Raw genomic sequence first — 22,786 nt, forward strand, 5'->3', positions numbered from 1 at the left:
GTCTTTCTAGCACCAGCCATCAACACGCGACAGTGCGGACCACTCAGTCCGGCAACGACTCGACGATCAGTGGCTCGTGTTCCGCCGGAAACGCCGCCCATAGCTCGGCCATGCTGAGGCCACTCAGCGGATGCCGGAACATCGGTGCGATATCGGCGATCGGCCGCAGCACGAAGGCGTGCTTCAGCTCCTTGCGCGGAATCTGCAGATGCCCCGGCCCGTCGAGCACCAGCGCGCCATAGAACACGATGTCGATATCCAGCGTGCGGTCGGAATAGCGCGGCACATCGCGGCGGCGACCGTGGCGATCCTCCAGCGCGTGCAGCCAGTCGTTCAGCGCCTCGGGCGACAGTTCGGTATCCAGCCCCACCGCCAGATTGACGAAATCCGCCCCATCGAAACCCACCGACTTGCTGCGGTACGCCGGCGACACCGCGATTGCACCAAAGCGCTCGCGCAGCGCCGCGATCGCCGCGGGCAGGTAGCGTCGCGGCTCGAGATTGGAACCGAGGCTCAGGTAAACCCGCGCCATCAGTCTGGCCGCGTGCCGCGTTCGATCCGCACGCCCACCGCCTTCGCGCCACGCACCGCGCCAGGCTTGGACAGCTTCAGCCGCACCCAGCCAACCCCGAACTCTTCGCGGATGATCGACGCGCAACGCTCGGCCAGCGTTTCGACCAGCCCGAAGCTCGATCCACTTACATAGTCGATCAGGCGTTTGGAGACGTCCTTGTAGTTCAGCGTGAGCGCGATATCGTCGCTGGCCGCCGGCAGCGTGTTGTCGAACGCCATCTCGATGTCGAACGACAGCGTCTGGCGCACGCGGCGCTCCCAGTCGTAGATGCCGATGACGGTGTCGATGCGCAGATCTTCGATGAAAACGATATCCATGACGGTAATCACTGGGGCGATAGCCGTACAGGGTCGGCGAGCCGGCGCCTGGATGCAAGTCGCCGCGGCGCCACCTGGCACTCGTGCGATCATGTACCGATGACCGCCTTCAGCACACTGCCGCTCAAACCCGCCCTGCTCGCCAGCCTCGAAACGCTTGGCTACGCCACCATGACGCCGGTGCAGGCGCAGAGTCTGCCGCCGATGCTGGAGGGTCGGGACGTGATCGCGCAGGCGCAGACCGGCAGCGGCAAGACCGCGGCATTCGGGCTCAGCCTGCTGCAATCGCTGGATGTGGACACGATCCGGCTGCAGGCGCTGGTGCTGTGCCCGACCCGCGAACTGGCCGATCAGGTCAGCAAGGCGATCCGCAAGCTGGCGGCGAACATCCCGAACGTGAAGCTGCTGACGCTGTGTGGCGGCATGCCGCTGGGGCCGCAGCTGGCGTCGCTGACCCATGATCCGCATATCGTGGTCGGCACCCCCGGTCGCGTGCAGGAGCATCTGAAACGCGAAAGCCTGCATGGCGGCGGCATCAAGGTGCTGGTGCTGGACGAGGCCGACCGCATGCTCGACATGGGCTTCAGCGAGGCGATCGACGACATCGTGGGGCGCATCGCCAAGCATCACCAGACCTTGCTGTTCTCGGCAACTTATCCCGACGAAATCCGCGCGGTGAGCCAGCGCGTGCAGAAGAATCCCGTCGAGATCACGGTGGAGGCGCCGCTCGAGGCGAAGCCGGCGATCGAACAGCAGTTCATCGAAGTGGAGCCGGCGCAGAAACTCGATGCGCTGGCGCAACTGCTCGGCAGCGAACGCGGCCAGCATGCGCTGGTGTTCTGCAACATGCGCCGCGAAGTGGATGCGGTGGCGCAGGAACTGGATCGCCGCGGCTACTCGGCGCTGGCGCTGCATGGCGACATGGAGCAGCGCGACCGCGACGAGGTGCTGGTGCGCTTCGCCAACCGCAGTTGCGCCGTGCTGGTCGCCACCGACGTCGCCGCACGCGGGCTGGACATCGTTGCGCTGCCGCTGGTGGTGAGCTACGACATCGCGCATGACCCGGAGACGCATACGCACCGGATCGGCCGTACCGGCCGCGCCGGACAGTCGGGCCTGGCGATCACGTTGTGCTCCTCACGCGAGCGGCCGAAGGCCGTGAACATCGAGGAGCTGACCGGCACGCCGTTGCCGTGGCGTCCGCTGAAGATCACGCCGGCAAGGGGCAAGACCCTGTACCTGGCGCCGATGAAGACGCTGGTGATCGATGCCGGCCGCCAGGACAAGCTGCGCCCCGGCGACATACTCGGCGCACTCACCGGTGACGCTGGACTGGATGCGAAGGACATCGGCAAGATCGACGTTTTCGCCACCCGTGCCTATGTGGCGATCGGCCGCGCGCTGGCGAACAAGGCCCTGGAGCGATTGCGTGCCGGCAAGATCAAGGGGCGAAATTTCCGCGTACGATCTCTGGGCTGACGCGAACCGGCTTTCTTCACGTATCGCCAGGGACCTCCATGTCGCACGATGAGAAGACACAGCAGCGACCGCAGCATCCCGATGCGTCTGCGGTCGTGGCCGGCTCGCCCAGCCGGCAGGACCTGGATGCGCTGGTCAGCCTCATCACTCGGCAACATCACCTTGAAGCCGAGGCGCTGGCACGCAAGCTGGCCACCCGCTTTCCCGGCAGCGGTTTCGTCTGGAAGGCACTGGGTGCGGCGCTCAAGCCGCAAGGTCGCGTCGCTGAGGCCGCGACCGCCCAGCAACAGGCCGTCGCGCTGTTGCCGGGCGACGCCAGTGCGCATTACAACCTCGGCAACAGCCTGATGGCGCTGGGACGCCATGCCGATGCCGCCGACAGCTATCGGCAGGCGATCGAGCTCAAGCCGGACTACGTCGAGGCCTACTGCAACCTTGGCGATGCGCTGGGTGCGCAGAAACAGCTGGCGAATGCGGCGGACAGCTTTCGCCGCGCACTGGCGCTACGGCCGGAATTCACCGAAGCCCATGCCAGGCTTGGTCAGACCCTCATGGCACTCGACCAGCCCGGCGCGGCCGAGACCCATTTCCTGCAGGCGCTGGCGACACACCCGGACGATGCGCAGCTGCACTTCAGCCTCGGCATCGCTTATCGCAGTCAGGATCGCATGGCCGAGGCCGAAGCCTGCTTTCGCCGCGCGCTGGCGCTCAACCCGGACTCCGCCGAGGTGCACAACAACCTGGGCAATGCACTGCTTCATCAGGGGCGCAGCCAAGAAGCGGAATCCAGCTACCGCCACGCGCTGGCACTCAACGACGGACTCGTCGGCCCGCATTTCAATCTCGGCATCATCTTGCGTGAGCGGGAGCAGCACCTCGATGCCGAACGCAGCTTCCGGCGAGCGCTGGCAATCGAACCAGGCCATGTGATGGCGCTCAACAGCCTGGGTATCTGCCTGAAGCGGCAGGGCCGCGTGGAAGAGGCCTGCGAGTGTTTCGAAACCGCAATCGCGCTCAAGCCGGATTTCCTGCGCTCGCACTGCAATCTGGCACCGCTCAAGACCTATGCCGCCGACGATGCGCAGTTGCGCGTGTTCGAAAGCCAACAGTACCAGCTTCCCGGCCTGCCGCCGGCAAGGCGCGCCAGCTACTGGTTCGCGCTGGGCAAGATGTGCGAGGATGCCGGTCGTTACGACGATGCGTTCGCCGCCTATGCCGAAGGCAATCGTCAGCAGCATGTGCTGTACCCGCATGACGAGGCGCGCGAGGCGACGCTGATCGAACGCCTGCAATCCGTGTTCGGCGCAGACTTCTTCGCCAGCCGGCCACGGTCGGAACACGCCGGCAAGGCACCGATCTTCATTGTCGGCATGCCGCGTTCGGGCACCACGTTGATCGAGCAGATCCTGTCCACGCATCCGGGTGTGCACGGCGCCGGCGAGCTGACCGATATGGACGACATGCTGCGCGCCCTCGGCACGAAGAACAGCGAACGCGCAGATGCCTATCCCGAACTTGCCGCCACGCTGTCGGCCGACGACTTCCGCCGCCTCGGCGAAGCGTACACGGAGCGGGCGTGGCGGCTGGCGCCGCAGGCCGAACGCATCACCGACAAGTTGCCGATGAACTACCTGCACATCGGCATGATCCACCTGATGCTGCCACACGCGAAGATCATCCATGCCATGCGCGACCCGATGGACTCGTGCTTCTCGTGCTACGCGCGCCTGTTCGAAGGCAACAACCTCGACTACACCTACGACCTCGGCACGGTCGGCCGTTACTACGTGCGCTACATCCAGCTGATGCGGCACTGGCAGCACGTGCTGCCGGCCGGCACCGTGCTGGACCTGCGCTACGAGGACATGGTGGCCGATACCGAAGGCCAGGCGCGGCGCCTGCTCGACTACCTCGACCTGCCCTGGGACGAGCGCTGCCTCGACTTTCACCAGAACAAGCGTGTCGTCAGAACCGCCAGCATCGCCCAGGTGCGCAAACCGATCTACCGATCGTCCGTGGCACGCTGGAAACATTTCGAGGCCCATCTAGGTTCGCTGCTGGATATCGTGCGTGACTATCGATGAAATACCTGCAGCAAAACCGGACTGCCACCCTTCCACCTTCACCAAGCATCCGCCCATGACCCGATGGTTCGCCTGGACATTCGCCTTCGCCCTGCTCGCCTGTGCGCACACGTCGCAGGCAGCGGACATACCGGTCTATGGCTACAAGGTCGTGCACGTCTATCCGCACGATACCGGCGCCTATACCGAGGGCCTGTTCTACAAGGACGGCTATCTCTACGAGAGCACCGGCGAAGCCGGTCAGTCGACCGTGCGCAAGGTTGAGCTGAAGACCGGTGAAGTGGTGCAGCGCTACAACGTGCCGTCGCAGTATTTCGGCGAAGGCATCGTGGACTGGAAAGGCCGGCTGGTACAGCTCACCTGGCAAACCCAGATCGGCTTCGTCTATGACCTGGCCAGCTTCAAGCTGCAGCACACCTTCACCTATCCGGGCGAAGGCTGGGCACTCACCCGCGACAGCCGGCACGTGTACATGAGCGATGGTTCAGCGGTCATACGCATCCTCGATCCGGAGACCCTGGCCACCACCGGCAGCATCATGGTGATGGCCGATGGCCAGCCTGTGACCAATCTCAACGAACTGGAATGGGTCAAGGGCGAGATCTACGCCAACGTCTGGCTGACCAACCGGATTGCGCGGATCGATCCCGCCACCGGTCACGTAGTAGGCTGGATCGACCTCAGCGGCCTGCTCGATGTCAGCAAGCTGCCCGACCCCGGCAACGACGTGCTCAACGGCATCGCCTACGACGCTGCGCATGACCGGCTGTTCGTCACCGGCAAGCGCTGGCCGAAGCTGTTCGAGATCAGGCTGGTGAAACAGCCGACACGGTGACGCCGACGAAGCCGGTCGAGCCACCGGGATTCACCGGCAAGCGCACGTGTTCAACGCTGCGCGGTCGATTTCCTCGAATCATCGAGTTCGCTGGCCGACCAGCCGCCGCCGATGTCGCCGATCAGTGACACCGAATCCAGCAGGCGCTGCTGCTGCACGTCGAGCGCGCTCTGTTGCGTACTCAGCTGGGTCGCCCGGGCGGTGGCCGCGGTGGTGTAGTCGACGGTGCCGGCCTGGTATTCGTTGAACGCGATCTCGGCACCGCGGGTGGCGTCGCGCACGGCCGCGTCCAGCACCTCGGCCTGCTGGGCGAGGATGCGCAGGCCGGAAAGATCGTCCTCCACATTCTGGAACGCGGTCAGCACGGTGCCGCGGTAATTGGCGACCGTCGCTTCGTAGGTTGCCTTGGCGGCAGCAACCTCGCCATGGCGTGCGCCGAAGTCGAGCACGGTTTCACTGACGTCCGCGCCCAGCGACCAGACATGGTTGGCGATATGCAGCAGGCCGGCGAGCGGCGATTGCGAGAAGCCATCTGCCGCCGACAGCGAAAGGCTCGGGTAATAGGCGGCGATGGCAACGCCGACGGCTGCGTTCTGTGCGGCCATCTGGCGTTCGGCGACGGCGATATCCGGACGACGCTGAAGCAGGGTCGAGGGTACGCCAGCCGGAACCACGGGCAATGTCGGCAGGGTCGTGCTGGAGGGAATATCAAGCTCTTCCGGGTTCTTGCCGACCAGTACGGCAATCGCATGAGCGTACTTCGCGCGGGCGACACCGAGCGCGATCAGGCTGGCCTGCGCGTTCTCCAGCTGGGTGCGCGCACTGATGACGTCGGAAGGCGGGATGGTGCCGGCGCTGTCCTGGTTGGCAATCACGCGCAGGTATTCCTTGTAGGCAGCGACGGTCTTCTGCAGCAGGTCGATGTTGGCATCGCTCACGCGCAGTTCGATGACGGCGGTGGCCAATGCGGTCTGCTCGGACAAGGTGGCGTTGGCAAGGGTTGCTTCGCTGGCCTGGGCAGTCGCCTTGTTCTCCTCGATCGTACGGCGGACCTTGCCCCACAGATCCGGCGCCCAGCTGACATTGCCTTCGAGCGAGCCTGCCGTGCCTATCGATGGTTTGGTGCCGAGACTGCTGGTGGCGCTGCGCTCCTTCGTTGCCGAACCGGTGATGCCGATGGTGGGGAACAGGCTGCTGCGCGCCACCTGCACTTCGGCCAGCGCGGCCTGATAGTTGGCGTAGTCCTGGCGCACGGTCTGATTGGACACCGATACCATCGGCTCGAGCTGGTCGAGCAATGGATCGTTGAAGCCGGTCCACCAGTCACCCTTCGGCGCCTCGGCCGCCGGCGCCGCCGCGGTCCAGCCAGGCAGCTCCTTGTATTGCGGCGGTGTCGCCACCTGCGGTCTGTGGTAGTCGGGGCCGACCATGCAGCCGCCGAGCAACAATGCCAAGGAGGCGGCCAGGGTCGTGTGGAGGATCTTCATGTTCATGCGCTTGCGTCCGATCGGTTCCACGGCAGGGTGGCCGACCACCTGGCGAGCTTGGCGCGCAGGCGGTCGAGATAGAGGTAGATCACTGGCGTGGTGTACAGCGTGAAAACCTGGCTGAAAATCAGGCCACCCATGACGGTGATGCCCAATGGCTGGCGCAGCGATGCACCCTGGCCGATGCCGATGGCCAGCGGCACCGCACCGAGCACGGCGGCGGCCGTGGTCATCATGATCGGGCGCAGGCGTATGACGGCCGCGTCATGGATGGCCTTCTGCGGCTCGTAGCCTTCGTCACGCTGCAGGTGGATGGCGACATCGATCATCATGATCGCGTTCTTCTTGACGATACCGATCAGCAGGATGATGCCGATCATCGCGATCACCGAGAACGGCGTGCCGAAGATCAGCAAGGCCAGCGTGGCACCGATGCCGGCCGACGGCAGGGTGGAGAGAATGGTGATCGGGTGCACGGTGTTCTCGTACAGGATGCCAAGCACGATATAGACGGCCGCCAGTGCCGCCAGGATCAGCAGCGGCATGCTCGACATCGACTGCGCGTAGACCTGCGCGGCACCCGCGAAACTGCCATGGATGGAGGCCGGCAGGCCCAGCTGCTGCGAGACCTGATCGATCGCCACGGTCGCCTTGCTCAGCGAACCACCAGGCGGCAGATTGAACGAAATCGTGGCGGCCACCAGACCACCCTGATGACTGACCTGGGTGGCGGTGTGGTTGCTGGTGTACGTCGCCAGTATCGGGAACGGCACCAGGGTCTCGGATGACGTGCTGTCCGCGCTGCCGCTGGAGCTGCCACCCTTGGCATTGGAGATGGCGTTGGTGAGCTGGTTGGCCTCGGCGTTGGCGTTGCGCGCATTGGTGGAGGATGTGGAGCCCTGTGCCGCACCCACCGCCGACACCTGCTTGACCGGCTGCACCAGCGCGCTCGACATCTGCGTCTGTGCCGTACCGGTGGCGTTGCCTGCTGCGGTGCTGAAGCGCATGCGGTCGAGCATCTGCGGATACTGCCAATACTTCGGCGCCACCTCCATCACGACGTAATACTGGTTGAGCTGGTTGTAGACCGTCGACACGGTGCGCTGACCGAACGCGTCGTAGAGCACGCTGTCGATCTGGTTCGGCGCAAAACCATAACGTGCCGCGGTGGCGCGATCGAAGTTGACGTAGATCTGCAGACCGTTCTGCTGCAGATCCGAGTTCACGTCCGTCATCTGGCTGCGATCCTTGCCCAGCGCGGTCACCAGCTGCGGTACCCACTTGAACAGCGCGTCCGGATCGTCGCTGGTCAGCGTGTACTGGTATTCGGCTGCCGACGAGCGGCCACCGATATGCAGGTCCTGCGCGGCCTGCAGGAAGAGTTTTGCGCCGGACACGGCATTGAGCTTGGGACGCAGGCGATCGACCACCTGCGCCGCCGAAAGCTTGCGCTGCGCCAGCGGCTTGAGTTCGATGAACACATTGGCGGAATTCAACGCACGGCCGCCGGTGAAGCCAGCCACCGAGGCGACCGCGGGATCCTTCTGGACGATGGCCTGCAGCTGCGCCAGCTTCTTCTCCATCGCCTGGAACGAGATGCTCTGGTCGGCGATGATCTGGCCCATCAGGATGCCGTTGTCCTGCTCCGGGAAGAAGGTCGAGGGGACCAGTTTGAACAGGAACACATTCAGCACGACCAGGCCGATCAGGGTCAGTCCGACCAGCAGGGCGTGATCGAGCACGGCGGTGAGCGAACGCGAATATGCCTTCCTGAAACGCTCGAACTGCCGTTCGTACCAGACTGCCCAGCGGGCCTTGGAATGCAGCGCCTTGTTGCGGCTGAGCACATAGGCCGCCATGGTCGGGGTGACCGTCAGCGAGATCAGCAGCGAGAACAGGATGGCGATCGACAGCGTCACCGCGAATTCATGGAACAGCAGGCCGATGATGCCGGGCATCAGCAGGATCGGCAGGAATACCGCGATCAGCGACAGGCTCATCGAGATCACCGTGAAGCTGACCTCGGCACTGCCGCGCAGCGCCGCCTCGCGCACATCCATGCCGGACTCGACGTGGCGCACGATGTTCTCCAGCACCACCACCGCGTCGTCGACCACGAAGCCGGTGCCGATGGTCAGCGCCATCAGCGAAAGGTTGTCGATGCTGTAGCCGAGCAGGTACATCGGCCCGAACGTGCCGACGATCGACAGCGGCAGCGCCACCGCCGGCACCAGGATCGCGCGCGGCGACTGCAGGAACACGAACACCACGCCGATCACCAGCAGCACGGCGATGAACAGGGTGCGCTGGGTATCGTTCACCGCGGCGTTGACCGACTCCGAGCGGTCCACCGCGATGCCGACATGGACATCGTGCGGCAGGGTGGCCTCGATCGACGGCAGCACCTTGCGGATCTGCGCGACGGTCTTGACGATGTTTCCGCCCGGCAGCGGATAGACGATGACCAGTACCGCATCCTTGCCGTTGTAGAGGCCGGCGTTGCGGATGTTTTCGGCGGAATCCTGCACATCGGCGACGTCGCGCAGCAGCACCGGCGCATTGTTGCGGTAGGCCACGACGAGATCGCGGTAGGGCGCAGCCTTGTTGATCTGGTCGTTGGAGGTGACCTCGTAGCGCTGGTCGCCCTGGTCGATGTGGCCCTTGGCGCTATTGGCATTGGCCGAGCTGATCGCGGCACGCACATCTTCCAGACCGATGCCGTAACTGTTGAGCTGGTCGGGCTGCAGTTCCACCCGCACCGACGGCAGCGCGCTGCCACCCAGGGTGATCTGGCCCACGCCGTCGACCTGTGACAGCTGCTGCTGGATCACCGAATCGGCCGAATCGTAGAGCTGCGCACGGGTCAGCGTGTTCGAGGTCAGCGCCAGCACCATGATCGGCGAATCGGCCGGATTGAACTCGCGATAGGTCGGATTGTTGCGCAGCGTCGAAGGCAGGTCCGCGCGCGATGCCTGCAAGGCAGCCTGCACATCGCGTGCGGCACCGTTGATGTCGCGGCTCAGGCCGAACTGGATGATGATCCGGGCCGAACCGACCGTGCTCGTCGAGGTCATTTCGTTGACATCGGCGATCGTGCCCAGGCGTCGCTCCAGCGGTTCGGCCACGGTGGAAGCCATGATGTCCGGACTGGCGCCCGCCATGCTTGCCTGCACCACGATGACGGGATAGGTGACGTTCGGCAGCGGCGCGACCGGCAGCTTGAAATACGCCAGCAGACCGGACAACAGGATGGCGACCGCCAGCAAGGTGGTCGCCACCGGCCGCTGGATGAAAAGCCCCGGGATGCTCACGGCGCGAGCTCGGACGCCGGTTCGGGGCGCTTGCGCTGGAAGCGCTGCGACAGGCGATCAAAGAACAGATAAATGACCGGCGTGGTGAACAGGGTCAACACCTGGCTGAAGGCCAGGCCGCCGATGATGGCGAGGCCGAGCGGACGGCGCAGTTCCGAACCGGTACCGGTGCCCAGCAGCATCGGCAACGCACCAAGCATCGCCGCCAGCGTGGTCATCAGGATCGGCCTGAAGCGCAGCAGGGAAGCTTCGAAAATCGCGTCCGCCGGCAGCTTGCCATGCTCGCGTTCGGCCTCGAGCGCGAAGTCCACGATCATGATGGCGTTCTTCTTGACGATGCCGATCAGCAGCACGATGCCGATGATGCCGATCACGTCCAGATCGCTGCCCGCAATCATCAGCGCCAGCAGGGCGCCGATGCCGGCCGAGGGCAAGGTCGAGAGAATGGTTACCGGGTGGATGAAACTTTCATACAGCACGCCGAGCACGATGTAGACGGCCACCAGCGCCGCGATCAGCAGGTACACCTCGCTGGACAGCGAATCCTGGAACGCTTGCGCGGCGCCCTGGAAGGAAGAGGTGATCGAGGACGGCAGATGCACCGCCTGTTCGGCCTGATTGACTTCATCCACCGCCTTGCTGAGCGAGGCGTCCTTGGTCAGGTTGAACGAGATGGTGACCGCGGGAAACTGTGCCAGGTGACTGATCACCAGCGGCGATTTGGTCACCTCGATCTTGGCGATCGCACTCAACGGCACCTGGCCGCTGCTGCTGGTCTGGCTGGGCAGGTACAGCTCACCCAGCGACTGCAGTGTGGGTAACTTCTCGGGCTTGGCGACCAGGATCACGCGATACTGGCTGGACTGGTCGAAGATGGTCGACACGATGCGCTGGCCCAGCGCATCGTAGAGTGCATTGTCGATCGTCGCCGCGGTAATGCCGTAACGCGCGGCCAGTTGCCGGTTGACCTCCACGTTCACGCTCAGGCCGTCATTGTTCAGATCGCTGGTGACGTCGGTGATCGAGGTGATCTTCTTCATGCGCGCGATCAGCGCGGGCACGTATTGCTGGAAGGCCTGCTGACTCGGCCCCCTCAGCACGAACTGGTACTGGTTCGGCGACACCGTGGTATCCAGCGTGAGATCCTGTTCGGGCTGCAGGTAAAGCTTGATGCCGGGAACGTTCGCCACTTCCTGCTGCAGATTCCTGGCGATTTCCGCCGCGGTCAGCGAGCGATCGTCGCGCGCTTTCAGGTTGATCAGGAAGCGGCCGTTGTTGAGCGTCGTGTTGGTGCCGTCGATGCCGACATACGAGGTCAGTCCGGTGACGTTCGAATCCTTGAGAATCGCGTCTGCCAGCGCCGCCTGACGGTCCACCATCGCGGTGTACGACACGGAATTGTCGGCCACGCTGATGCCTTCGATCACGCCCACGTCCTGGGTCGGGAACAGACCTTTCGGGATGACGATGTACAAGAGCAGGGTCAGCGCCACGGTGGCCGTGGCGACGATCAGAGTCCACGTCTGATGACGCAAGACGAAGCGCAGCCCGCGCTCGTACGCCGCCAGGGTCCTGTCGAACAGGCCTTCGCTGATCCGCTCGAAGCGGCTGGGATGCCGCTCCTTCTGTGCCCGCAGCAGTCGCGCGCACAGCATCGGCACCAGGGTCAGCGAGACCACGCCGGAAATCACGATGGTCACGGCCAGCGTGACGGCGAATTCGCTGAACAGCCGCCCGATCACGCCACCCATGAACAGCAGCGGGATCAGCACGGCGATCAGCGAGACGGTCAATGACACGATGGTGAAGCCGATCTGCCCGGCGCCGGTGAGAGCCGCCTCCAGCGGCGTCATGCCTTCCTCCAGATAACGCACGATGTTCTCGATCATCACGATCGAATCGTCGACGACGAAGCCGGTGGCGATGATCAGCGCCATCAGCGAAAGGTTGTCGATCGAGTAGTTGAGCTCGTACATCATCGCCAGCGTGCCGATCAGCGAGACCGGCACCGAAATGCTCGGGATGAGGGTGGCCGGCACATTGCGCAGGAAGACGAAGATCACCAACACCACCAGCACGACCGCCAGCACCAGCTCGAACGCGGCATCGGAGACCGACGAACGGATCACCCCGGTGCTGTCGGAGACGACCTCGACCTTCATCCCCGCCGGCAGCGTCGACTCCAGCTGCGGCAGCTCCTTCGTGATCTGGTTGACCGTGGCGATCACGTTCGCCCCGGGCTGGCGCTGCACGTTGAGCACGATCGCCTGCGTCTTGTTGTACCAGGCGCCCTGCTCGGTGTTCTGCGCGGACTGGGTGACTCTGGCGACATCGCGCAGATAGACCGGCGCGCCGTTCTGGTAGGAAATCACCGTGTTGAGGTAATCGGTGGGATTCTCGATCTGGTCGTTGCCGTTGATCGTGTAGTCCAGGTTCGGACCGTCGAAGTTGCCCTTGGGCTGGCTGACGTTGACGTTCGCGATCAGCGAGCGCAGGTCGTCGATGCTCAGTCCGTAGGCGGCCAGCTTCTGCGGGTCGGCCTCGACCCTGACGGCGGGCACGTTGCCGCCGGCCGGCGTAACCAGGCCGACACCCGGCACTTCGGAAATCTTCGCACCGAGCCGGTTGTTGGCAACGTCCTGCAGTTGCGGCAGCGACATCGAGTCGGAAGTGACCGCCAGGGTGAGGATGGGCTGGTCGGCCGGATTGACCTTGGCATAGGTCGGCGGTGCAGGCAGGCCTGCGGGCAACAGACTGTTGGATGCGTTGATCGCTTCCTGGACATTCTGTTCGGCCACATCGAGGTTGAGCGACAGATCGAACTGCAGGGTGATGACCGATGCCCCGGCAGAACTGTTCGAGGTCATCTGTTGCAAACCGGGGATCTCGCCCAGTTGCACTTCCAGCGGCGCGGTCACCGTGGTCGCCATCACCGTGGGGCTGGCGCCCGGATAGAAGGTCTGCACCTGGATCGTCGGGTAGTCGACGTCCGGCAGCGACGAAACCGGCAGGAAGCGCACCGCGACCAGGCCCACCAGCACGAGGGCGATCATCAGCAGCGATGTCGCCACCGGCCTGAGCACGAACAGGCGGGAAATGTTCATCGGCTCGCGTATCCGTCGCTCAGGAAGCTTGTGCAGCGGAGGCAGTGCCGCGCACCCGCTTGCCGCCCTGATGCTGTGCGCTTGCCGAGGACGAAGCCGGCGCCGGAGCGCTGCCGGCCCCGGCTGGCTTGGCCGACTTCGCCGCAGCGATCTTGATCCTGGCGCCGTCGCTCAGCCGGTCCATGCCGTCGGTGACGACGGTCTGGCCCGCCGACAGGCCCGACAGGATGACCGTATTCTTGCCATCGCTGGGACCCTGGGTCACCTTGTGCACGGAGACGGTATTGTCGGCATTGACCAGATAGACGTAGTCCCCCGGCGCACCACTCTGCACCGCCGGCGTCGGCACCAGCACCGCTTTCTGGAGCGTGTCGACCAGCAGCTGCACGTTGACGAACTCGCTCGGGAACAGTGCCTCGTCGTCGTTGGGGATCGTCGCACGCAGGGTCACCGTGCCGGTGCTGGTTGCCATCTGGTTGCTGATCGCATACAGCGTGCCGCTGGCGAGCTGCTTGCTGTTGTCGCTGTTGTAGACCTTGACCGCCAGCTTCGCACCCGGCGCGCTGAACTGCTGCTGCACCTTGGCCAACGCATTCTGCGGCACGGTGAACTGCACCGTGGTCGGCTTCATGGTGGTGATGGTCACGATGCCCGGCGAACTCGACGCAGTGACGTAGTTGCCCGGATCGACCAGGCGCAGGCCGACCCGTCCGGCGACCGGCGCGGTGATGTGGCAATAGGCGATGTCCAGATCGAACTGCGCAATGTTCGCCTGATCAGCCTTGACCGCCGCCTCGTCCTGCTGGACCGTGAACTGCTGGTCGGCATAGGTCTGCTCGGCAATCGACTTCTGTGCATGCAGCTGTGTATAGCGGGCAAGGTCGGCACGGGCCTGTGCCAGGCTTGCCTGATCCTTGGCCAGCTGTGCCTGCGCCTGCTGCTTGTTGATTTCGTACTGGCGCGGATCGATCTGGGCGAGAAACTGACCCTTCGTCACGTCCTGGCCTTCCTGGTAGCCCACCGCGGTCAGGTAGCCGCTCAACTGCGGCAGTACGTTGACCGTGGCGACCGGGGTCACCGTGCCCAGCTCGTTCAGGATTTCCGGCATGTTGCCCAGGCTCACGGTGGCGGCGCTCACCACTTGCGCCGACACGCCGTTTTTGGCTTTCTTGCCGCCCAGGAGGTGGATCAGGATCAGGATGATCGCCGCCACAATGACGAGCACGGCGATCAGCAGACCGCGTCTCTTGTAATAGGGTCTGGCTGCTTGCGGGGCGCCGACATTCATGAGTATCTCCAGGTGTTCATTGCCCTGTTTGCGAGGGCCGTTTCGTTGACCGAAACATCGTCGCCTCGCGCGGTAAAACCGCCTGCGGCAAGACTCTCAGCGTGCATTGGGCGATCCATGGTTCGTGCGGTTACCGGACTTGTATTCAGCGTTCACGTTCTCACCCGCCACGGATTCGCTCAAGCAATGATGTACAACCAGGGCGATGAGCTCAGGGGCGGACTGCCATTCGGGAACGGGATGCCGCTGCAAGGGAGGCCGGACAGGCCATCGCTGAAAGCAGCGCGTCAACTCAAACTCATGCGACATTATTCCTGCATATGTATTTTTGCCGTGCTTTTCGGACATCCTCGGTCGCACCCGGATGTGGCGCACGGACTGATTGAACGTTTCTTGCGGCCATGCGTTGACCTGCCACCCGCAAATCACCGCAGGTTGTCCACCGGACAAAATCCTTTCATGCCGGACCACACGAACCATCGCGGCCATCATCCGCGATGAAGCCTGAATCAGCGGAATGACGTGGTGGTGACTGGATACCTTTGCTGGCTACCTTCCCAACCAGCGTGCCGCGCCACGGCCGGCCAGCAGGCCGCTGGCAAAGCAGGCGGTCAGCAGGTAACCACCGGTGGGCGCCTCCCAGTCGAGCATTTCGCCGGCGCAAAAGACGCTGGGACGCACGCGCAGCATCAGGTTTTCGTCCAGTGCTTCCAGTCGCACGCCACCGGCCGTGCTGATCGCCTCGGCGACTGGTCGCGGCGCAAGCAGGCGCAACGGCATCGCCTTGAGCTGTGCCGCCAGCGCGACCGGATCGGCCAAGGTCGATTTCGCGGTCAGTTCGAATACCAGCGCACACTTCGCTGCATCAAGCCCGGCCCGCCGACGCAGCCAGTCACCGATGCTGTGCTTGCCTCGCGGCGCGGCAAGGCGTTCGGCGAGCACCTGTCGGGTATGGCCCGGCACCAGATCCAGCATCAACATGGCATCACCACGCACGGCAATCTGCTCGCGCAGTTCAGCGCCGATCGCGTAAATCAGGCTGCCCTCGATGCCGTATTCGCTGAGCACACACTCGCCCTGCCGTGCGTGGCTCACGCCGCGGCGATCCGTCCAGTGGGCAACGACCGCCTTGAGCGGAGCTCCGGCAAAGCGGCTGGACAGATGCTCGCTCCATGCCAGTTCGAAACCGCAATTCGCCGGCCGCATCGGTGCAACGTCCACCGCAGCCTGCTCGAGCGGAGCCACCCACGCACCATCGGAGCCCAGCTGCGGCCAACTGGCGCCACCGAGTGCCAGGATCACCGCATCGGTCGGCACGACACGTTCACCCTGCGGGGTGGCGAAGTGCAACGCGCCATGCTCCTGCCAGCCCAGCCAGCGATGATGCATGTGGAACGTCACACCGGATTCGCGCAGACGGCGCAACCAGCCGCGCAGCAGGGGCGCGGCCTTGAGGTCGACAGGAAACACCCGGCCCGAACTGCCGGCAAACGTCTCCACGCCCAGCCCGTGCGCCCAGGCACGCAACGCGTCCGCATCAAACGCATCGAGCCAGCGCGCAATGTCGGCTTGCCGCACACCATAACGTTCGACGAAGCGTGTGCGCGGTTCGCTGTGGGTCAGGTTCAGGCCACCCTTGCCGGCCAACAGGAATTTGCGGCCGACCGAGCCCATCACGTCATAGAGATCGACCTTCAGACCACTTTTGCACGCGACTTCCGCGGCCATCAGGCCGGCGGGGCCGCCGCCAATGATGGCCAGGTGGGGAGGAGTTGTCCGGGTCATCCGTGCATGGTCGCATGCTGCCTGAATGGAATGAACCGGCGACCGGGTCATCCCGCGGCGACCGGGCTGACGTCGACTCACCTGGTCCAGGGCGTTCGATCAGAATCAACTGAATTGAAAATAAACCGAATTAATCGGATTTCATGAATTATCGCAGCGACACCCCGCAAGGGCCGGGCAATATATTGCGCAATCGGACGGATTAATATCGTTCCAAACGCATGTAATTGCGCAATTATCAAAAATATCCCAAGCCCGGGTAAACGATTTCATCGCCCATGCCAGATCACGCAAGAACGCTTTTGCCGGGGGCCTGCTTGCTCCTTCTATTTGCTTGATTGGATTCATGAAAAAACCCGACGCAGTACGCCCATCGCGGGATCTCTCAAGCGCGCCTTCACAGGAACACCGCAACGCCACGATTATTGAAAATATTTGCGATGACGGCACGACGGCGTAATTATTCGATTATGTGATAGCGATCACCGAGCACTTCAAAAAGTCCTATTGACTGGTTTCATCTGCAACTCATACCGTCGACGAATTCGCCAATGGGGAGCTTGGCGAATGATCCTGTCGCCACGCCTGCAAAACCATTTCAAATCTGTGTTCAACCCTGAGGGAAACCTGGGGGAGGGTCGGGCACAAGACACAGGATCGCAGGGCAATCCAAGAAAACTCGTCGTGTCGTGTCTGTCCACGACACTCAATCATGAGGTCCACGGGTCTCAGCGGCTTCGTTTGGCCTCGAAAAACATTCTGGGAGCTCTAAATGCCAAACCATTTTCGTCTCAAGATGCTGGTAACCGCGATCGGCATGGCCGCCACCGCGTCAGCCTTCGCGGCACCTACTTCATTCGTCGCACTGACGCAGCCGCATCACGCCACCAGCCTGCGCAACGGTGATGTTGCCCAGGGGCCGCTGGCGTTCTCGCAGCCGATGCACGTGGTGATCTCGCTGAAGTTGCAGAACAAGTCGAAGCTGGACGCCTATGTAGCCGATCCCAAGCACAAGGCACTCACGCCGGCTGAATTCACCGCCATGTATGCACCGACCCAGGCACAGGCGCAGGCGGTCGCGAACTATCTGAAGCAGTCCGGCTTCACCAATGTCACGATCGCGCCCAACCGCATGCTGGTCGAAGCCGATGGCCATGCCGACACCGTGCAGTCATCCTTCCATACCTCGATGGTGCATGTGCGCACGCATGACGGACGCGATGCATACGCCAACTCCAACGATGTGATGATCCCGGCCGAATTGCAGAGCACGGTGCAGTCCGTGCTGGGCCTGGACAACGTGCACATGTCGCACATCTTCGCGCGCCGGGTACGTGCAAACGCCGTTCACACGGATGCGACGTCCGGTACCGCCGTCGGCCACAACCCGCTTGATTTCCCGAAGATCTACGGCGCCAGCAGCCTTGCGCCCGCAACCTCGATCACCGTCGGCAACGTGGTGTCGGGCCAGATGAGCGATGTGCTGAACGACATCAAGTCCTTCGAGAGCACCAATGGCCTGACCTCGCTCGTCCCAAGCATCGAGGGCCCCGGCAATACCGGCAGCGTCTCGGCCAGCGGCGACGGCGAATGGGATCTGGACACCCAGGACATGATCGCTATGTCCGGTGGCCTGAAGAGCCTGATTCTTTATGATGCTGCCTCGCTCTCCGACGCCGCCCTCACCACGGACTACAACCTGGCGGTGACCGACGACAAGGCGGTTGCGATCAACGTCTCGCTGGGCGAGTGCGAAACCGATGCGAAGTCGGCTGGCACGACCACGACCGAAGACGCGGTCTTCGAGCAGGCCGTGGCGCAGGGCCAGACCTTCTCGGTCTCCGCCGGCGATTCCGGCGCCAACGAGTGCGGCACCGGCAGCGGCACCACCCCGAGCTGGCCGGCCAGCTCGCAGTACGTGATCGCGGCGGGCGGTACTGAGATTTACACCACCGGCACCACCACCTGGGCCAGCGAGACGGTGTGGAACAACCTCAACGAGAGCGAGGGTGCCACCGGCGGCAGCCCGAGCACCTTCGAGCCGATGCCGAGCTGGCAGTCGGGCGTGGGCCAGAACGCCGGCCACACCACCCGCGGCGTGCCCGATATCGCCTATGAAGGCAGCCCGGATTCCGGCGCACTGGTCATCGTCGACGGTCAGGCCAACCAGCAGATTGGTGGCACCAGCCTGTCCTCGCCGCTGTTCGTGGGTGCATGGGCGCGTATCCAGGCGGCCAACGGCGGCGCCCTCGGCTTCGCTGCTCCGCTGATCTACAAGGCAGCCGCGGCCAACTATGCAACCGACTTCCACGACATCACCTCGGGCAACAACAGCGGTGAGACGGCCGCCACCGGCTGGGATTACACCACCGGCTTCGGCAGCATCATCGTCAGCGCGTTGTCCAGCAACGTCGGCGGCAGCGGCAGCACGGGTGGCACACCGACTGCCAACTTCAGCGACACGACCAGCGGCCTGACCGCCACCTTCACCGACAGCTCCACCGATTCGGGCGGCACCATCAGCTCGCATGCGTGGACCTTCGGCGACGGCGGCACTTCGACCGCCACCAGCCCGAGCCACACCTATGCGGCCGCCGGTACCTACAGCGTGACCGAGACGGTGACCGACAGCGTCAGCGGCAAGACCAGCTCCAAGACGGCCTCCGTGACCGTCGCCAGCGCCGGTGGCACGCCGACCGCCAACTTCACCGATACCGTGAGCGGCCTGACCGCCACCTTCACCGACAGCTCCACCGATGCGGGCGGTACCATCGGCTCGCATGCGTGGACCTTCGGCGACGGCAGCACCTCGACCGCCACCAGCCCGAGCCACACCTACGCCGCTGCCGGTACCTACAGCGTGACCGAGACGGTGACCGACAGCGTCGATGGCCAGACCAGCTCCAAGACGGCATCGGTGACGGTCTCCAGCGGCGGCACCCCGACGCAGATCCTCGTCAACACCGGCTTCGAAACCGGCAAGGCGACACCGTGGACCATGAGCTCGGGCACGCTGTGCAACAGCAGCAGCTCCTCGTCCAGCTACTGCGGCAGCGGCGAGACTTCGCACGCCGGATCGTGGTTCGCCTGGCTTGACGGTTATGGCACTTCGCACACCGACACGGTCTCGCAAAAGGTAGCGATCCCGAGCGGCAAGACCTCGGCGACCCTGCAGTACTACCTGCATATCGACTCGACCAAGACAACGGCCGTCGACACGCTTACCGTGCAGGTGCTGAATTCGTCAGGGACGGTGCTGGGCACGGTGGGTTCGTTCACCAGCAAGAACACGAACACCGGCTATGCCGTGGAGACCGCCAATCTGTCCGCGTACATCGGCCAGACGGTAACCCTCAAGTTCACCGGCAAGGAGACTTCGTCCTCGGGCAATACCGACTTCACGCTCGACGACATCACCCTGACCGTGCAGTAAGTCCGGAAGGCCAAACGGCGCACACGGATGTGCGCCCTGTCCCTGCGCTTGCCGGCAGGAATGCCTGAGACCGGTTGGAAGACACCACGCGACAGAACGCGCAGGAAGCACGTTCGCATGACTATCAGGGACCCAGGGCCCGATCGGCAACGATCGGGCCTTTCATGTCTTGACGCCCTCGGCGGAACCCGGTCCGTCACCAGAACCATCCCGGCGTTGTATCGTCACCACTTTGCCGCCCAGGATCCTGACGATGCTGCGAACCACGCGAATGCTCTGCTTCTCCTTGCTGACTGTTGCCAGCGCCAGCCAGGCAACCTCCGGGGCACCTGCCATTCCGCGCGAACAGCCCGCACTGCATGCCCTCGCCGGTGCACCCAGCGAAGCCGAACTGCGCGCCACCATCACCCGCCTGGTCGGCTTCGGCACCCGGCACACCATGTCGGATACCCGGTCCGACAAGCGCGGTATCGGTGCTGCACGGCGCTGGGTGAAGTCGCGCTTCGAGGCGATCTCGCACGATTGCGGTGGCTGTATCGAAGTCGTCACGCCGTCGCAGATGTTCACCGGCAAGCGACTCCCGACGCCGACAGAAGTGCTGGACGTGGTCGCGATCAAGCGCGGCAAGGGCGATCCGAAGCGGGTCATCGTGATGACCGGACATCTCGATTCGCGCGTCACCGATGTGATGAACAACCACAGTGACGCGCCCGGTGCAAACGACGACGCCTCCGGCGTCGCTGCGCTGATGGAAGCGGCACGCCTGCTGTCGAAGCAGGACAACGACGCCACCCTGGTATTCGCCGCCTTGTCCGGCGAGGAGCAAGGCCTGTACGGCGGCAAGGTGCTGTCCGACTACGCCGTGGCACAGGGCTGGCAGGTCGAGGCCGATCTCAACAACGACATCGTCGGCAACAGCCGCGGCCAGAACGGCGTGATCGACAACACCACGGTACGCGTGTTCTCCGAAGGCACCAAGAGCAACGAGACCGGCAAACAGGCGGACTACCGCCGCTACCACGGTGGCGAGGTCGACTCGCCTTCGCGCAACGTGGCCCGCTACATGGCGACCATCGCCGACGAGTACATGCCGGACTTCCACGTGAAGATGGTCTATCGCACTGATCGCTACGCTCGCGGCGGCGACCAGGTGCCGTTCCTCGAAGCCGGCTTCCCCGCCGTGCGCGTGACCGAGGCGCACGAGGACTACATCCGCCAGCACCAGGATCTGCGCACCGGACACACCGACCAGGATCGGGGCGTGCATTACGGCGATACCATCGACGGCATCGATTTCCGTTACCTCGCCCGCGTCACCGCATTGAACACGCTGACCATGGCCGCGCTCAGCCGCGCACCGGCACCGCCGACCGGCGTCGACACAGAAGGTGCGCTGGCCACCGACACCACGGTGAAATGGACCCGGGTGCCCGGCGCCGCCGGCTACCGCGTGCACTGGCGCGACACCAGCGCCCCGCAGTGGCAATACCAGCGTGCTGTCGGCGATGTCGACCATGCCGTGCTGCAGGACGTGGTGATCGACGACTGGTTCTTCGGTGTCTCGTCGGTATCGGCCGACGGTTACGAAAGCCCGGTGGTATTCCCCGGTTTTGCCGGCAGCTTCGAGCGTTCGCCGGCAGCGGTGACCGCACCCGACAAGCACTGAAACACCGTTATCAATCGAGCGGTACGCCCAGCGCGCCGAGCCGGCGCAGGCCATCGGCGCTGGGCTGCAAGGCACGGCCATGCGGCAGCCTGCGCAACCAGCCGGCTTCGAACATCGCCGAGGTCAACGCCACGCCCAGCGGTCCGCCCAGATGCATGCGGCGCTCGGTCCAGTCCAGGCAGCTGCGGCCATACAAGGGGGCCGCGTCGGCCAGCAACAGCCCGCTCGAACGCAGCGCCTCGATGCCGACGGGTCGCAGGCGCAGTCCACGTGTATCGGTCTGCAGCCAGTCGCGCTGCAGCAGCGTGGCGCAGAACGCCACGCCAAGGGCACCGGCCAGATGCCGGTAGCAGCAACGTGCGCGGCGCAGTTGCACATCGCCCCTGGCCGGCATGGCGTGCAGCGCCGGCGCTCGTGCCAGTGCAAGCGACTCCAGCATGGCCGCGACACGCTCGTCCGCCAGCCGGTAGTAGCGATGGCGTCCCTGCACATGCAGCGCCAGCAGGCCACCGTCGAGCAGTCGATGCAGATGCGCGCTGGCGGTGGCCGGCGTGATGCCGGCCGCCTGCGCCAGCTCACCGGCCGGACGCGACGTGCCATCGGTCAGCGCCAGCAGCATCGCCGCTCGTGCCGGCTCGGCCAGCAGGCTGCCAAGTTCGGCCAGCTGATATCGATTGAGCGGCGCGGCATCGTTCATGCGCGCAGTCTAGCGAGGCCGCCGCGCGAACGCTTCGCCGCGCGGCGAAACATCGGCCGGTGGCATGCGTCGACACTGCCGGCATGGACATGCATCGCACTCCCGACTCCCTCGTCATCCATCCTTCGATCCTCTACTTCGGCACGCCGATCGTCCTGATCACGACACGCAATCCGGACGGCTCGACCAACATCACGCCGATGTCGTCCGCCTGGGCGCTGGCCGATCGGGTGGTGATCGGCCTCACCGGCGACGGCCAGGGCCTGGCCAACCTGCTGCGCGAACGCGAATGCGTGCTCAATCTCGCCGACACGGACCAACACGAGGCGATCGAGCGACTGGCGCCGACCACCGGCCGTGATCCGGTTCCGCCCTGGAAACGCAAGATCGGCTACCGGCACGAATCCGACAAGTTCGCACTGGCCGGCTGGCATGCCCTGCCCTCGTCGACCGTGGCCGCGCCGCGTATCGCCGAATCCCCACTGCAACTGGAAGCGCGCCTGTGCCATGCGCTGTCCCGCCCGCTCGACGCCTGGCGCGGACAGGCCGGCGGCTACGTGATCCTGGAGCTGGAAGTACTGTGTGTGCACGCCCACGAGGAAGTGGTGATCGCCGGCACGCAGCATATCGATCCGGCGCGCTATCACCCGCTGTTCTACGTGTTCCGGCATTACTTCGGCCGCGGTTCGCGGCTGGGCCGCACCTTCAGGGCTGAAGTGTGAACAC

At 64.4% G+C, this 22,786-nt stretch carries 14 protein-coding genes; 6 read left to right on the top strand and 8 right to left on the bottom strand.

The features are described 5' to 3' along the window. Positions 1 to 43: 43 nt before the first annotated feature. Entirely contained in the window at positions 44 to 532 is a 489-nt protein-coding gene (gene folK, locus ACYVKM_RS13060; RefSeq protein ID WP_460878047.1) for a 2-amino-4-hydroxy-6-hydroxymethyldihydropteridine diphosphokinase, read from the bottom strand. After that, positions 532 to 891 carry a dihydroneopterin aldolase gene (folB, locus tag ACYVKM_RS13065; RefSeq protein WP_460878048.1) on the bottom strand — a complete coding sequence of 120 codons (360 nt, stop codon included), beginning with the start codon at positions 889 to 891 and terminating at the stop codon, positions 532 to 534. The genes folK and folB overlap by 1 nt, the downstream gene beginning before the upstream one ends. Positions 892 to 990: 99 nt before the next feature. On the opposite strand from folB, the gene dbpA reads away from it, so the two are divergent. The 3 genes from dbpA to ACYVKM_RS13080 are packed head-to-tail and all read left to right on the top strand — an operon-like array spanning position 991 to position 5,289. Further along, on the top strand, positions 991 to 2,370 hold the full coding sequence (dbpA, locus tag ACYVKM_RS13070; protein ID WP_460878049.1) for an ATP-dependent RNA helicase DbpA: 1,380 nt from the start codon (positions 991 to 993) through the stop codon (positions 2,368 to 2,370). Positions 2,371 to 2,408: 38 nt separating this feature from the next. Further along, positions 2,409 to 4,454: a tetratricopeptide repeat protein gene (locus tag ACYVKM_RS13075; protein ID WP_460878050.1), complete on the top strand. Its 2,046-nt coding sequence runs from the start codon at positions 2,409 to 2,411 to the stop codon at positions 4,452 to 4,454. A 55-nt stretch (positions 4,455 to 4,509) separates the two neighbouring features. After that, a complete protein-coding gene (locus tag ACYVKM_RS13080; protein WP_460878051.1) occupies positions 4,510 to 5,289 on the top strand; it encodes a glutaminyl-peptide cyclotransferase in 780 nt (259 codons plus the stop codon). A 50-nt stretch (positions 5,290 to 5,339) separates the two neighbouring features. On the opposite strand, the gene ACYVKM_RS13085 is transcribed toward ACYVKM_RS13080, so the two are convergent. The 5 genes from ACYVKM_RS13085 to ACYVKM_RS13105 form a co-directional block, all read right to left on the bottom strand. Next, complete coding sequence (locus ACYVKM_RS13085; protein WP_460878052.1) at positions 5,340 to 6,782, bottom strand: efflux transporter outer membrane subunit; 1,443 nt, start codon at positions 6,780 to 6,782, stop codon at positions 5,340 to 5,342. Further along, a complete protein-coding gene (locus tag ACYVKM_RS13090; protein ID WP_460878053.1) occupies positions 6,779 to 10,087 on the bottom strand; it encodes an efflux RND transporter permease subunit in 3,309 nt (1,102 codons plus the stop codon). The genes ACYVKM_RS13085 and ACYVKM_RS13090 overlap by 4 nt, the downstream gene beginning before the upstream one ends. Continuing rightward, positions 10,084 to 13,191, bottom strand: coding sequence for an efflux RND transporter permease subunit (locus ACYVKM_RS13095; RefSeq protein WP_460878054.1), 3,108 nt, complete (start codon positions 13,189 to 13,191; stop codon positions 10,084 to 10,086). Before ACYVKM_RS13095 ends, ACYVKM_RS13090 begins: the two co-directional genes overlap by 4 nt. A gap of 19 nt (positions 13,192 to 13,210) precedes the next feature. Beyond that, positions 13,211 to 14,479: an efflux RND transporter periplasmic adaptor subunit gene (locus tag ACYVKM_RS13100; RefSeq protein WP_460878055.1), complete on the bottom strand. Its 1,269-nt coding sequence runs from the start codon at positions 14,477 to 14,479 to the stop codon at positions 13,211 to 13,213. A gap of 549 nt (positions 14,480 to 15,028) precedes the next feature. Further along, positions 15,029 to 16,264 carry a TIGR03862 family flavoprotein gene (locus ACYVKM_RS13105; protein WP_460878056.1) on the bottom strand — a complete coding sequence of 412 codons (1,236 nt, stop codon included), beginning with the start codon at positions 16,262 to 16,264 and terminating at the stop codon, positions 15,029 to 15,031. Positions 16,265 to 17,036: 772 nt separating this feature from the next. Between ACYVKM_RS13105 and ACYVKM_RS13110 the strand changes: the two genes are divergently transcribed. Together ACYVKM_RS13110 and ACYVKM_RS13115 are read left to right on the top strand one after the other, a co-directional pair. Beyond that, positions 17,037 to 19,697: a PKD domain-containing protein gene (locus tag ACYVKM_RS13110; RefSeq protein ID WP_460878057.1), complete on the top strand. Its 2,661-nt coding sequence runs from the start codon at positions 17,037 to 17,039 to the stop codon at positions 19,695 to 19,697. A gap of 253 nt (positions 19,698 to 19,950) precedes the next feature. Further along, positions 19,951 to 21,363 carry a M20/M25/M40 family metallo-hydrolase gene (locus ACYVKM_RS13115; protein ID WP_460878058.1) on the top strand — a complete coding sequence of 471 codons (1,413 nt, stop codon included), beginning with the start codon at positions 19,951 to 19,953 and terminating at the stop codon, positions 21,361 to 21,363. A 10-nt stretch (positions 21,364 to 21,373) separates the two neighbouring features. On the opposite strand, the gene ACYVKM_RS13120 is transcribed toward ACYVKM_RS13115, so the two are convergent. Continuing rightward, on the bottom strand, positions 21,374 to 22,060 hold the full coding sequence (locus ACYVKM_RS13120; RefSeq protein ID WP_460878059.1) for an ArsR/SmtB family transcription factor: 687 nt from the start codon (positions 22,058 to 22,060) through the stop codon (positions 21,374 to 21,376). Between the two features lie 89 nt (positions 22,061 to 22,149). Between ACYVKM_RS13120 and ACYVKM_RS13125 the strand changes: the two genes are divergently transcribed. Further along, the gene (locus tag ACYVKM_RS13125; protein WP_460878060.1) at positions 22,150 to 22,782 is read left to right on the top strand and encodes a flavin reductase family protein; all 633 of its coding nucleotides are present in this window, start codon (positions 22,150 to 22,152) and stop codon (positions 22,780 to 22,782) included. Positions 22,783 to 22,786 lie beyond the last annotated feature (4 nt).

The organism is Rhodanobacter koreensis (genome assembly GCF_054782855.1).